The 14,246-nt window shown below is 35.5% G+C and carries 10 protein-coding genes and 1 pseudogene; 2 read left to right on the top strand and 9 right to left on the bottom strand.

What is annotated here, in order from left to right:
• Positions 1 to 4 precede the first annotated feature (4 nt).
• Entirely contained in the window at positions 5 to 2,608 is a 2,604-nt protein-coding gene (gene clpB / locus K6959_RS04020) for an ATP-dependent chaperone ClpB (RefSeq protein ID WP_163240632.1), read from the bottom strand.
• Positions 2,609 to 2,916: 308 nt separating this feature from the next.
• Entirely contained in the window at positions 2,917 to 3,096 is a 180-nt protein-coding gene (locus tag K6959_RS04015; protein ID WP_163240685.1) for a YjzC family protein, read from the bottom strand.
• Between the two features lie 183 nt (positions 3,097 to 3,279).
• Here K6959_RS04015 and K6959_RS04010 point away from each other — a divergent pair, with 183 nt between their 5' ends.
• The gene (locus K6959_RS04010; RefSeq protein WP_374058343.1) at positions 3,280 to 4,083 is read left to right on the top strand and encodes an undecaprenyl-diphosphate phosphatase; all 804 of its coding nucleotides are present in this window, start codon (positions 3,280 to 3,282) and stop codon (positions 4,081 to 4,083) included.
• Between the two features lie 156 nt (positions 4,084 to 4,239).
• Here the strand turns inward: K6959_RS04010 and argF are convergent, their stop codons facing one another.
• The 7 genes and pseudogenes from argF to argC all read right to left on the bottom strand — a co-directional run bounded on the left by argF (position 4,240) and on the right by argC (position 13,097).
• On the bottom strand, positions 4,240 to 5,199 hold the full coding sequence (gene argF, locus K6959_RS04005) for an ornithine carbamoyltransferase (RefSeq protein WP_223087704.1): 960 nt from the start codon (positions 5,197 to 5,199) through the stop codon (positions 4,240 to 4,242).
• The gene (locus K6959_RS04000; protein WP_163240637.1) at positions 5,196 to 8,312 is read right to left on the bottom strand and encodes a carbamoyl-phosphate synthase (glutamine-hydrolyzing) large subunit; all 3,117 of its coding nucleotides are present in this window, start codon (positions 8,310 to 8,312) and stop codon (positions 5,196 to 5,198) included. The genes argF and K6959_RS04000 overlap by 4 nt, the downstream gene beginning before the upstream one ends.
• Entirely contained in the window at positions 8,239 to 8,748 is a 510-nt protein-coding gene (locus K6959_RS03995) for a carbamoyl-phosphate synthase domain-containing protein (RefSeq protein WP_223087702.1), read from the bottom strand. The genes K6959_RS04000 and K6959_RS03995 overlap by 74 nt, the downstream gene beginning before the upstream one ends.
• Positions 8,749 to 8,833: 85 nt before the next feature.
• Positions 8,834 to 9,973: pseudogene (locus K6959_RS03990) on the bottom strand (acetylornithine transaminase).
• Complete coding sequence (gene argB, locus K6959_RS03985) at positions 9,970 to 10,743, bottom strand: acetylglutamate kinase (RefSeq protein WP_223087701.1); 774 nt, start codon at positions 10,741 to 10,743, stop codon at positions 9,970 to 9,972. Before argB ends, K6959_RS03990 begins: the two are co-directional and overlap by 4 nt.
• 71 nt (positions 10,744 to 10,814) lie before the next feature.
• On the bottom strand, positions 10,815 to 12,047 hold the full coding sequence (argJ, locus tag K6959_RS03980) for a bifunctional ornithine acetyltransferase/N-acetylglutamate synthase (protein WP_223087699.1): 1,233 nt from the start codon (positions 12,045 to 12,047) through the stop codon (positions 10,815 to 10,817).
• A gap of 15 nt (positions 12,048 to 12,062) precedes the next feature.
• A complete protein-coding gene (argC, locus tag K6959_RS03975; protein WP_163240647.1) occupies positions 12,063 to 13,097 on the bottom strand; it encodes an N-acetyl-gamma-glutamyl-phosphate reductase in 1,035 nt (344 codons plus the stop codon).
• A gap of 349 nt (positions 13,098 to 13,446) precedes the next feature.
• Here argC and K6959_RS03970 point away from each other — a divergent pair, with 349 nt between their 5' ends.
• Positions 13,447 to 14,139, top strand: coding sequence for a Crp/Fnr family transcriptional regulator (locus K6959_RS03970; protein ID WP_163240649.1), 693 nt, complete (start codon positions 13,447 to 13,449; stop codon positions 14,137 to 14,139).
• Positions 14,140 to 14,246 lie beyond the last annotated feature (107 nt).

The raw sequence follows: 14,246 nt of genomic DNA, 5'->3' as shown, positions 1-14,246 counted from the left end.
TGCTTTATGTTCGCAAAGTCAATTGATCATTTTCCAAAATGATCTCTACTTTCTTAAGACTGCTCACTTGCCCTGATATAATCGCCCTCGCTAGCTTTGTCTCAACACTACGTTGAATATAGCGTTTTAAAGGTCTTGCACCGTATACTGGATCAAAACCATTTCTGGCGATATTTTCCTTCGCTTCTTCACTAATCGTTAGCTTAATTTGCTTTTCTTCAAGTCTAGATTGCAATTCCTTCATTAATTTTATCACGATTTCTTTTATGTCTGTTAGTGTTAACGGTTTAAATAAAATGATTTCGTCAATTCTATTTAAAAACTCTGGGCGAAAATGTCTTTGTAAACGTGAAATTACTTTTTCTTTTGTTGTTAAAGCGATTGTTTCATTATTTGTTGCGTATTCAAGTAAATCATCTGAACCGATATTTGATGTCATAATAATAACAGTATTTTTAAAATCAACGATTCGTCCTTGAGAATCGGTCACTCTGCCATCATCAAGCATTTGTAATAAAATATTAAATACATCGTGATGGGCTTTTTCGATTTCATCTAATAAAATGACAGAGTATGGATTTCTTCTCACTGCTTCTGTTAATTGGCCACCTTCTTCATAGCCAACATATCCTGGCGGTGCACCAATTAATCTTGAAACAGAATGCTTTTCCATATATTCCGACATATCGATCCGAATCATATGTTCCTCGCTATCAAATAAAGCTTGCGCAAGTGTTTTAGCAAGTTCCGTTTTCCCTACCCCTGTCGGTCCAAGAAAAATAAAGGAGCCGATTGGCCGATTAGGGTCTTTTATCCCTGCTCTAGCACGCAGAACCGCATCTGAAACAAGCTTGATTGCCTCCTGTTGTCCAATTACACGTTCTTGCAATATACTTTCTAAACGCAATAGTTTTTCTCGTTCCCCTTCGATGAGCTTTGTTACTGGAATCCCCGTCCAGCGAGCAACAATATCAGCGATCTCTTCCTCTGTTACTTCTTCACGTAATAGCCGATTTTCTTTATGTTGATGATTCATTTTATTCTCTAATTGAGTTAATTCCTTTTTTAAAGCAGGTATTCTTCCATGACGAAGTTCTGCGGCACGATTTAAATCATATTCATTTTCTGCTGTTTCTAATTCACGACGTAATTTTTCAAGTTGTTCTCGTTTTTCTCTAACTTGCTGAATTCCTTCCTTTTCAAGTTGCCATATCGCTTTCATTGTGCTTGCATTATCTCGAAGCTCAGCAAGTTCCTTTTGTAGCACTTGTAGCCGTTCTATACTTAACTCGTCTGTTTCTTTTCTTAATGCAGCCTCTTCAATTTCAAGCTGCATCACTCGCCGCGTTACTTCATCTAATTCAGACGGCATTGAATCAATTTCTGTGCGAATCATCGCGCAAGCCTCATCGACAAGATCAATCGCCTTATCAGGTAAAAAGCGTTCAGTAATATAACGATTTGATAACGTTACTGCTGATACTAAAGCTCGATCATGAATTTTCACTCCATGATGGATTTCAAATCGTTCCTTTAATCCACGCAAAATAGAAATTGTATCTTCAACATCTGGTTCACGCACAAGTACTTGTTGAAATCTCCGTTCAAGCGCAGGATCCTTTTCGATATATTTCCGATGTTCATCCAGAGTTGTTGCACCAATACAATGAAGTTCTCCTCTTGCAAGCATTGGCTTTAACATATTTCCAGCATCCATTGCTCCCTCAGTTTTACCAGCACCAACAATTGTATGAATTTCATCAATAAAAAGTAATATTTTACCTTCACTTTTTTTAATTTCATTTAATACAGCCTTTAACCGCTCTTCAAATTCACCACGGAATTTTGCGCCGGCAATTAATGAACTCATATCAAGAGCAAAAATCGTTTTATCCTTTAAGCCTTCCGGAACATCTTTACGAACAATTCTTTGCGCTAATCCTTCGACTATTGCTGTTTTACCGACTCCAGGTTCACCAATTAATACAGGATTATTTTTTGTTTTCCTTGATAATATTCGAATAACGTTCCTAATTTCACTATCTCTTCCGATCACAGGATCAAGTTTTCCTGCTTTTACTTCCGCAACTAAATCTCGCCCATATTTTTTTAAGGCTTCATACGTCACTTCAGGATTTTGCGTTGTCACCCTTTGGTTCCCCCTAATGTCTTTGACTATTTTTAATAACCTTTCTTTATTAACGTCATGTTCTGTAAAAAATGTAGCAATAGAAAATTCACGCGGATTATTTACAAGTGCAAGCAGTACATGCTCAGTCGACAAATACTCATCTTGAAATTGTTTAAGCTCCATCTCAGCCGCTGCTATTAATCGCTGTAATTTTGCTGTAATATACAGCTTCCCATGCTCAATCCCCGCACCCGATACTTGTGGCTTTTTCTTTAATGATTGAGTTAATACATTTACGAATCTATCTGCGGAAAGATTCAATCTTTCTATCATAGACGTGACTAAATTTCCCTCTTGCTCTACCAATGCTAAAAACAGATGATCAACATCAACCTCTTGGTGTTGATAACGAACAGCAATCGATTGGGCGCTCATAAAAGCTGCTTGCATTTTTTCCGTCATTTTGTTAAAGTCCATGTTTATTCCCCCTCTCTATCATTTGACTATCTTTGACCTTTATCTTTATTATATGTCATTTTTTCCATATGTAAAGTCTCCACTTCTGAGATCATCTCACGCTCGATTCATGAATCGAAAAAAGTAAAAGCCATCCGATCGGATGGCTAGACTGGTAATAAGCGCTCACGTTCTTCGCTACTTGCTTTTCGTAGGAAGTTTTCCGTTCGCTTCCGCCTCGTGCTTTCGTGCCTTGACAGACAGGCGTATTCATGTAGTCTTTTAGGAAATAATGATTGACTTATAAATTCGCTGAATAGCTTTCTTTTTTAAGGTTTTCTTTGATATGTCCAATAGCGATCATCATTGCTCGTTTCTGGAAAATATTCACCTGCTGTTAATTTTACTTTTTTCGGATTCATCACCATGCTTCCTGTTTCACCAATTTCAACATATATTCCATTATTGGGTGCTTTCTGCCCCGGCCGAAATTGTCTGCTTTGTCCGATTTTTTCTCCCTCCTTAGTTTAAACATTGTCTTTTTATATTTCCCAATTTTTTGTTATTCATTATAAAATTTTATTTAAAAAAATGAATTTCCTTTGCAAATTTGAAAGTTTTATTGTTAAACTTATATAAGTTACTTCAAACTTCAAAAATTGGAGGATATGTATGTGGAAACAACCGAGAACATTTTTTTATTGTTAAAATATTTAATTTTAGGTCTTCTGCAAGGATTTACAGAGCCAATTCCTATTTCTTCAAGCGGACATTTAGAACTTGTCCAACATTTTCTTGGAGTAGGAATTGAAGGTGTAAGCTTCGCTCTCCTTGTAAATAGCGCATCGTTAATAGCCGTTTTAATTATTTATAGAGAAGACATTATAAGACTACTCAAAAATGGCTTGTCGTACATAAAAACGAAAGATACAGCTGCTAAAAGCGATTTTCACTTTATCATTTACTTAGTTGTCGGTACAATTCCTGCAGGAGTTTTGGGAATTTTATTTGAAGACTTTATAAGTGAGAAATTGGCATCAATTAAAACAGTCGGCATTTCATTGCTTATTACTGGAGCTGCACTTTGGCTCATCCGAAATTTACGAGGACGGAAAAATGACACTGACTTATCTTTAAAAGATGCGGTGATTGTCGGTCTTGCACAAGCAGTCGCATTAATTCCAGGAATTAGTCGTTCGGGGGCAACGATTGTTGCGGCAATGGGTCTAGGAATGAAGCAAGAAACTGCATTACGATATTCATTCTTACTCTACATTCCTGTAAGTGCAGGCGGAATGATTTTAAGTTTAAAAGAGACGTTAACTGATCCTAATATTGCAACACTTGCATTACCTTATACGGTTGCTTTTATCGCTTCTTTAGTTGCTACATATTTTGCCTTAAAGTGGTTTATGAATATTATGGCTAAAGGTAACTTAAAATATTTCTCTTATTATTGTTTTATTGTCGGGACACTAGTCGTTATATTTTCCTAATCATGGGGAAATCAAAAAGTTTAATATATTCATAGAGTCCTCCAGAATGGATGAAAAATGTTTGGTAGTTGAGAAACGGAAACGAATGGAACCGTCTTCAAAAGTTCGTTTGTTAAAAGTCTATAGAGCTGATCCAGCAGGATCAGCTCTATAAAATTATTTCTTTAAAATTTCTGTTAAAATTGCTTTTTGAATATGCAAGCGATTGCCTGCTTGTTGAAATACGACTGAATTTGGTCCATCAATTACTTCTTTTGTTACTTCTAACTCGCGATGAGCCGGTAAGCAGTGCATAAATAAATAATCTTTTTTTGCATTCATAACTAACTTTTCATTGACTTGGTACTCCTTGAAATATTTAATTTTCCCTTCATCTTCCTCGTGACCCATACTCGTCCAAACATCAGTATAAATGATATCAGCTCCTGTCACCCCACTAAGGGGGTCGTTTGTAATCTTAATCGTTGATCCGTTTTCTGAAGCGATACTTTTTGCTAGTTTGATAACTGATTCGTCTGGTTCAAATCCTTTTGGACATGCAATAACACAATCCATGCCGACCTTAGCGCTAGCAAGCATTAATGAATGCGATACATTGTTCCCATCACCTACATAAACTAGCTTTAACCCTTTAAATGTACCTTTTTGTTCTAAAATTGTAAGCAAATCTGCCATCGCTTGGCACGGGTGAAACATATCTGTTAAACCATTAATTATAGGAATTGTTGCATGGGCTGCCAGCTTTTCGATAATGTCGTGTGAAAAAGTTCTAATCATAATGGCGTCTACATACTGGGATAATACTTTAGCCGTATCTTCAATCGTCTCACCACGGCCTAACTGCATATCATGACTATTTAAATAAATAGCATGCCCTCCCAATTGAAGCATTCCCGCTTCAAAAGATACTCTCGTACGTGTTGACGGTTTTTCAAAAATCATTCCTAATATTTTCCCTTGTAAAGGTGTATAACTTTTGCCGCGAAGATGTAAGTTTTTTATTTTTTTTTCATTTGCTAATAATGATTGAATTGTTTCTGTTGAAAAATTTGCTAAAGTTAAAAAATCTTGTCCTTTTAAATTAACATTTAGCGGCATAGCCTCAACTGTATTCATCCGATATTCACACCCTTTTCATTTAATAATAGCCAATTTTCAATTGAACGAACTGTCATTTCTTTTTTTGTGAAAGCGGATAAGAAAGCATTAAATGTTTCATGGCGAGAGAACACTGGAAGACGAAGCTTAATTGCTTCCGTTCTTAACATATAGTCTTTATGCTCATTGTTTGTACTTACAACTGCGATTGTATTTTTATCATATAACGATTTAAAACTAGCATCTGTTTTAATTAACTCGATTCCTAATTTCTTTACGAGTTGCTCGGTTTTAATATTTACTTCATCGCAAGCATAGATGACTTGCTTTCTTACAGGTAAATTTTTAATGATTGGAAAAAAGCTTTTATATAGTGCTTCTTCATAGCTTTCTGCTATACTAATTCCTTCTCCTGTTGATTTCATTTCTGGTCCCGTTTTAGAATCTAATCCATTCAATGCATATGTTGAAAACACAGGATACTTTATACACATAAACGGAAGATTCATTTGTTTATCTTTCATCATATCCTCAATTTTGGATTGATTAAGCCAAAGTTTTGTTGCAATTTGAACTAATGGAACCCCGGTCACTTTACTAACGATCGGAATTGTTCTGCTTGCTCTAGGATTTACCTCTAAAATATAAACATTCTCACCATCGATTATGAACTGGATATTCATTAATCCTTTGTAATGAAGCTCCTTTACAATTAACTGTGAATAATAAGTCATTTTATCGACAATATTAGCTGAAATCGTGAGTGGGGGCATAACGCACATACTATCGCCTGAATGGACCCCTGTATTTTCAATATGTTCAATAATAGTTGGAATATACACGTCCGTTCCATCAGCAACTAAATCAAGCTCTGCTTCCATCGCATCAAGATATTGATCTACTAATATTGGATAATGAATGAATTGATTATTTAGCAATTTTTGAAGGTGTTCTTGATCAGAAACAATTTCCATTCCCTTTCCTCCAATCACATAGGATGGACGGATTAAAACTGGAAAACCTACTTTTTCAATTGCCTCATACAACTGTTTCTCATTGTTAACTGTATAACCATTTATATGAGGAATATTCAATTCATCTAGTAAGCGATAAAACTTAGCACGGTCTTCAAGTGTATCGATAACATTTGCAGCTGGTCCTAAAAGACGAACACCATAGCTCTCTAATTGCTTAGCCATATTTAGTGCTGTTTGTCCCCCTAATTGGACAATCACTTCAGTGACTCCTTCTGTCTCGATAACATTTAAAATATCTTCAATAAGCAAAGATTCGAAATACAATCGATCAGCAGTAGCAAAATCGGTGCTGACAGTTTCAGGATTATTATTAATTAAAATCGTCTCGATATTTTCTTCCTGTAAAGCGTACACTCCATGTACTGAGCAATAATCAAATTCAATTCCTTGCCCAATTCGGATTGGTCCGCTTCCTATTATTAAAACTTTTCTTTTAGTAGAGCTTTTTTGCTCATTCTCTCCAAAGTAGCAAGAATAATAGTAATTTGAGTTGGATGGAAATTGTCCAGCACACGTATCAACCTTTTTATACGAAGGAACAACCCCGTACTTTATTCTTTTTTCACGTACCGCTCGTTCGCTTACTTTCCACTCAGATGCTAAATATTGATCTGAAAAACCTTTTTCTTTATATAACTTTAATTGTTCTTTTGAAACATAATCAAAACGAGTTTCTGCTATGTCTCTCTCTAATTTAATAAGTTTTAGAAACAAATGAAGAAAAAATAAATCTATTGTTGTTTTTTCATGAATTGTATCGATTTGCACTCCCCGGCGAAGTAATTCAAGAATAACGAAAAAACGTTCATCTGTTTGTTTATGAATATCGTCAAAAAGCTGATCGACTGACATTGTTTTTAAATGCCGTAGCTTTAAACCATCGTTTGTAATTTCAAGTGAGTGAACTGCTTTTTGTAAAGCACGTTCAAAGCTTTTATCTATCCCCATTACTTCGCCGGTTGCTTTCATTTGTGTTCCCAGCTTTCGATCAATGTGAGGAAACTTATCAAATGCCCAGCGTGGAAACTTCACGACAATATAATCAAGTTTCGGTTCCCAATTAGCAGATAAGCCGCCAGTGACAGGATTCATCAATTCTGATAATGTATAGCCTACGGCTAATTTAGCAGCAATTCTTGCAATCGGATAACCTGTCGCTTTCGACGCAAGAGCTGAAGAACGGCTAACTCGCGGATTTACTTCGATTAAATAATATTTGTTACTTTGTGGATCTAGCGCAAATTGGATGTTGCAGCCACCAATAATTTCAAGTGCTGAAATGATTTTAATCGCAGCCTTTTTTAACAGTGCACATTCTTCTTCTGTTAATGTTTGTGTGGGCGCAACTACGATCGAATCTCCAGTATGAATACCAACTGGATCAATATTTTCCATATTACATATTGTTATACATGTATTTTCACTATCGCGCATTACTTCATATTCAATCTCTTTAAACCCAGCAATACTTCTTTCCACTAAGCATTGACCGATCGCACTTTCTTTTAACCCGCCTTTTAAGAGTTGAAGAAACTCCTCCATTTGATGGGCAATTCCGCCCCCTGTTCCACCTAGTGTATATGCAGGTCGAACTATAATTGGAAAGCCGATGTCCTCGGCAAAACTTCGGCCCTCCTCAATTGTATGAACAACTTTGCTTTCGGGTACTGGTTCACCAAGCTCATACATTAACTGGCGAAACGCTTCACGGTCTTCCCCTTTAATAATAGAATCAATTGATGTGCCAAGTAGTTTAACACCGAAACGTTCTAATATTCCGTTACTTTCAAGTTCATATGCTAAATTTAAACCCGTTTGTCCTCCGAGTGTAGCAAGTAAACCATCTGGTTGTTCTTTTTCAATAATTTTTTCAACAGCTTCAACTGTGAGTGGCTCAAAATAAACTGCGTCAGCTTGCATCGCATCAGTCATAATCGTTGCTGGATTGTTATTAACAAGAATGACTCGATATCCTTCTTCTTTTAGTGCCATACAAGCCTGTGTACCAGCATAATCAAATTCAGCTGCTTGCCCAATAATAATCGGGCCTGAACCAATTACAAGAATAGATTGGATTGTTGTATTTTTTGGCATAAGCAATAGATCTCCTATTTTTTTCATTCATAGATGTTGTTAGCACACAAGAAACATTTTGCTCCTCTCGGATTTTCTTGACTACTGCTCTCGTATCAATATGACTAAGAAGAGGAATATTCCATTTGTCTAAATACTGTTGTAATGTGCAAGTTCCTTGATAGTGAAAAACTTGATCAGCCGCTTCATAAACGACTGCACCTGCTATAGTTGGTTTACCACTTTCAAAAGTTTGTGCTCGTATACCTACATTACCAATTAACGGATACGTAAAAACAACAATTTTATTTTCATAGTCTGGATTTGTTAATACATTTTCATATCCTGTCATTTGTGTATAACACTTTATTTCACCTGCTAGATCTTGCTCTAACGAGTTTGTTAACAATATTCCTTCATAAAAATCGCCTGTACTTAATTGAATAAAGCCCGTCATATTTCAACACCTCAAAAAAAAATTGAAAGCATAAATATATACTTTTATTTATATTTATGCAATGTATTTAATAAAAATGCAACTATTATCGCTTTAATACTTGAATTAACAGTTCGACCGCTTGATCAATTTCATCGTTACTAACATTTAGCGGAGGTAAGAGACGGATCACTTGTTCTCCAGCCGATAACACGAGAAGTCCTTCATCTCTAAGTTCTTTAAGAATTGGTCCGACTTCTTGCGTTAATTCAATCCCGATCATTAATCCTAGTCCTCTAATATCTTTAACGATAGATAGCTTACTTACTTGTTCGTTTAGTTTCTTAAATAAAAGTTGACTTTTTTCTTCAATTTCTTTTAAGAAAGAAGCTTGAAAAATGGTTTTCATTGTCGCAATTGCGGCAGAAATTGAAATTGGATTCCCCCCAAAAGTTGAACCGTGGCTGCCAGGGGTAAAATACTCTCCTAATTAATGTTTGCCGATAACCGCCCCAATTGGAAAACCGCTTCCTAAGCCTTTTGCTACTGTAACAATATCTGGTTTTATATTGAAATGTTTAAATGCAAATGATTTTCCTGTTCTGCCAATCCCTGTTTGAATTTCATCGATAATAAGCAATGCTCCATATTGTGTACAAAGTTTGCCGATTTCATCAAGAAAATCTTCTTGAACGACATTAATTCCACCTTCACCTTGAACAATTTCAAGCATGATAGCAGCAACATCATTTCCCATCTCTTTTTTTAATGATTCAATCTCATTAAATGGAACATATACGAATGATTCTAGCATTGGTCCAAAACCGGTTTTTACTTTATCTTGGCCTGTTGCAGCCATTGTGGCAAAAGTTCTCCCATGAAAAGACTTTTGAAATGTAATTATTTTATTTCTTCCTGTCGCTTTTCTAGCTAATTTAATCGCTCCTTCATTTGCTTCTGCTCCGCTATTAGCAAAGAAGACGAAATCAAGACCAGAAGAAGTTGCGAGAAGATTTGCAGCCTCTTCTTGAATACTTACTGGGAATAAATTTGACACGTGCCAAAATTGATCTAATTGTTTTTTTACTGTTTCATACACATTTTGAGGACGATGTCCTAAATTACAAACACCTATACCTGAAGTAAAATCTAAATATTCTTTTCCATTAACCGCTAATAACTTTGTGCCTTTTGCTAATTTCGGCTCGACTTCCCAACGCTGGTAAGTCGGAAATAAATGGCTCATTTTAAAACCCTCTCTTTTTCGAAAATTTTCGTTCCTAGAAATAGATCATTCTCAAAAATAGCTGTTTTCCCGGAAACAATTCTCGCTGATTGCATTCCTTTATGAATCGCTGAAATAGCAGATTCTACTTTAGGGATCATCCCTCTAGTGATCGTTCCATTTTCGATTAATTTATATGTTTCCGCAACTGAGATCGACTTAATTACTTCACCATTCATTAAAATTCCTTTCACATCTGTTACAAACAAGCATTGTTCTGCCTTTAATGCAACTGCTACAGCCGCAGCAGCATAATCTGCATTCACATTTAATTTTGTTCCTTTTTCTGTGATTGCAATCGGTGTTAGTACAGGGAGATAATTTTTTTCAATTAAATTTATCATCAATTGTTTATTGACAGCGTTTATCTCTCCTACATATCCTAGCTTCTCTTTATCTATAAAAACACCTTGAAGACATCCTCCATCACTTCCGCTTAATCCAAGTGGATTGAATCCATGTTCCTGTAGTTTAGCCGTAAGCTTTCGGTTTGTTTCTCCAGTAAGAACCATTTCAACAACACGTAGTGTTTCTTTTGTCGTTTTTCTTAAACCGTGATGAAAAATTGGTTCAATCTCATAAAGTTCAAGCATTTTATTGATGTCTGGACCGCCACCATGTACAAATATAGGAACATAACCTGTTTTCATCATTAAATGAAGGCTGTCAAAAAAAGTTGGTGAAAGTTTATCTACAATGCTGCTGCCACACTTTATGACAATGATTTTCAACTGTTCTCTCCCTCTCCCCGTTACTTAAAAAATGAAAAATAAAATTTATTACAACAAGTTTCCTTGTTTGTTTAAGTCCGATAATTGGCGTTAATTTTTACATAATCGTACGATAAATCACAGCCCCACGCTTGCCCTTTCCCAACCCCATTATTTAAATTAATAAAGATATTAATAACATCATTTTTTAAATATTCGGTTGCTTTTTCATTAGAAAATAATTGCGGCTCACTATTTTTTAATATTTGAATTGATCCAATGGCAATATCAACCATTTGAGGATTGAGACTAACTGGACATTGTCCGATCGCTCCGATAATCCTTCCCCAGTTAGCATCAGCACCAAATACAGCTGTCTTTACTAAGTTTGAACCAACAACTTGCTTTGCAACGATTCTTGCTTCCTCATTCGTAGCAGCACCCTCTACGATTACGTCAATTAGCTTTGTTGCCCCTTCTCCATCTTTTTCTACTTGCTTTGCCAAGCCTTCACAGCACAGCTTTAACAGTTGCTTAAATACTTTCCATTCTGGGTGCTCTGGAGTTAGTAGATCATTTCCCGCTTTCCCATTCGCCATTACAATAACCATGTCATTTGTTGATGTATCCCCGTCAACAGTAATTTGATTAAATGTTACATCGGTTACTTCTTTTAATGCTGAGTAAAGATATGGTTGGGGGATTGCTGCATCAGTAGTTAGGAAAGCTAGCATCGTGGCCATATTTGGATGAATCATTCCTGAACCTTTTGCAGCTCCACCGATTGTTACCTTTTTGCCGTTAATTTCTGCAGAAAAACAGCAGCTTTTCATGACAGTATCTGTCGTTAAAATCGCTGTTTGAAAATCTTCTGTATGCTTAATTGTTTGACCAACTGAAATTTGCTCTATTCCTGATTGTATTTTCTCCATCGGTAAAAAATCGCCAATCACTCCTGTAGACGCAACAGCTACGAGATGATCTTTTAGATTGAACTTTTCTGCAGTAAGTGAACGCATTTTTAAAGCATCTTGATAGCCGCGTTCACCTGTACATGCGTTTGCACAAGCACTATTTACAACAATCGCTTGAAGTTTCCCCTCTACTTCGATGCTTTGCTGAGTAACTTGTAGAGGAGGAGCTTGAAAGTGATTGACTGTATAGACAGCAGCACTATTTGCTGAAACGTCACTATAAATAATACCAAGATCCTTTTTGGAATATCTTAAGCCAGCGTGAGTCCCTGCGGCAAAAAAACCTAACGGTGTTGTTATCCCACCATTTTCGATTTCTTTTATTTCGTCTGTACCTGATAAAGTTTGCACTTTCTTTCCCCCTTTTTATGGATATAGTGGAATAAATTCTAATCCTAAAGTTTCGTCTAAACCAAACATTAAGTTTGCATTTTGAACTGCTTGACCTGCTGCACCCTTCATTAAATTATCAATTACTGAAATAATTGTTACTCTTCCAGTCCGTTCATCAACATTTATCCCAATATCACAATAGTTCGAACCTCTAACTTCTTTCACTGCGGGATATTGTCCCTCTGGACGAATCCTAACAAACGTTTTTTTATCATACATCTCCTGATAAAGTTCAATAAGCCTTTTAGTCGTTAGCTCTGCAGTTAATTGTCCATAAATAGTTGTCATAATTCCCCGTCCAATTGGGATAAGGTGCGTACTAAATGTAATCGGCCTGATTTTCTCGTTCCATTTTAGAAGCTGCTGTTCGATTTCTGGAATATGTTGATGCTCATTTACTTTATAAATGTTTATATTTTCACTTATTTCTGCAAAATGAGCTATTTTTGACGGAGTGCGACCAGCCCCAGATACCCCAGACTTAGCATCAATAATAATCGAATTTGGATCAATACAGTCTTTCATTACAACTGGAGCCAACCCAAGTAACGTTGCTGTTGGATAACAGCCCGGATTAGCAATGATCTTTCCATCAATAATATCAGGCTTATTCCATTCACTTAGTCCATATACAGCTTGTTCTAAAATAGATATTTCTGCCGGTTCATGACGGTACCATTTTTCATAATCTTCACTATTTTTTAAGCGTAAATCTCCAGAAAGATCAACTATTTTTATCTGACTCTTAGCAAATTCACCGACTAATTTACTTGAAACACTTGAAGGCGTAGCAAGAAAGACGAGATCTGCTTCTGTTGAAATTTTTTCAATATCAATTTTTTCAAGCTTTTTTTCTATTAAACTGTTTAAATGCGGATATTCTTCACTAATAAATTTCTCGCCTCTTGAAGAATGAATCGACTGTATTTCGAATACAGGGTGATAAGCTAAAATTCTTAATAACTCTCCGCCTCCATATCCTGTCGTCCCAATAATCGATACTTTCATCATCTTCTCCTCTTTGCATATTTAATCATAATTATTTATAATTATAAATTTTAATTTCTCTATATTATAAAAACTAATAGTCAGAAAATCAACTAAAAGTTTCGTTATTTTTCAAATAATTTAATTAATGATAATATTTATCCATAAAAACAGTGTTTAAACTTGTCCAAAAGAAAAATATAAAACAAATGTAAAAACTAGTTGAATACGCTTCCTAGTCAAATACTCGGAGCTCGTTAGGAATGGATTAATTAAATCTAACTAAAGAGTGTTGACTATCTTTTGTTTTTGCTTTTAAATTTATAGTAGCGATACTTATTTTCGCACCCATTAAAGGTGGTCATTTTTTATGCAGTTACTAACAAATATTTCAACAGAGCTAAAAGAAATGATACAAACAGTACATCATATTCGTAAAATCGAAAAAGGGCAATATTTATTTCAAGAAGGCTCGACAGCAAATGAGCTTTATATTGTTCAAAAAGGAAAAGTGCAAGTGAGTAAAATTGTCCCTGATGGAAGAGAACTAACGTTACGGATGTGTTCGGAAGGAGATTTAATCGGAGAGTTATCAATATTTTGCCGTGCTCCAAAATATATGCTAAATGCTAAAGTCATTGAAGATGGGGAAGTTGCCGTTATCTTAAGGGACCAATTAGAAGAAAAGTTGATTGGAAGCAATGCGGTTGCACTGGAGTTTATGAAATGGTTAAGCATACAATATAGAAAAACCCAAACAAAGTTCCGCGACCTTGTGTTGCATGGAAAAAAAGGGGCTCTCTATTCAACATTAATCAGAATGTCAAACAGTTACGGTATAAAAAAAACAAATGGCATCTTAATTAATATCCCTCTTACAAATCAAGAGCTTGCAAACTTTTGCGGTACTTCAAGAGAAGTTGTCAATCGGATGCTAAGTGAACTTAGAAAAAATAAAATTATTTCAATTCATAAAGGAATCATTACAATTCATGACATTGATTATTTAAAATTAGAAATAGATTGTGAAAACTGTCCAATAGAAATATGTAATATTGAGTAATCATGATGAAAAATCAATTAAGTCGGTTAAGCTTACACAAAACTTGCCAACGTTTGCTGAACAGTATAAGGCTATTGATAACGCTTGCATTCATCGTTGCTTTCACT

The sequence above is a fragment of the Bacillus aquiflavi genome (assembly GCF_019915265.1).
GTDB lineage: Bacteria > Bacillota > Bacilli > Bacillales > Cytobacillaceae > Bacillus_BT > Bacillus_BT aquiflavi.
Note: the sequence above shows the minus strand (reverse complement) of the source record. Positions and strands in the feature narration are given on the sequence as shown.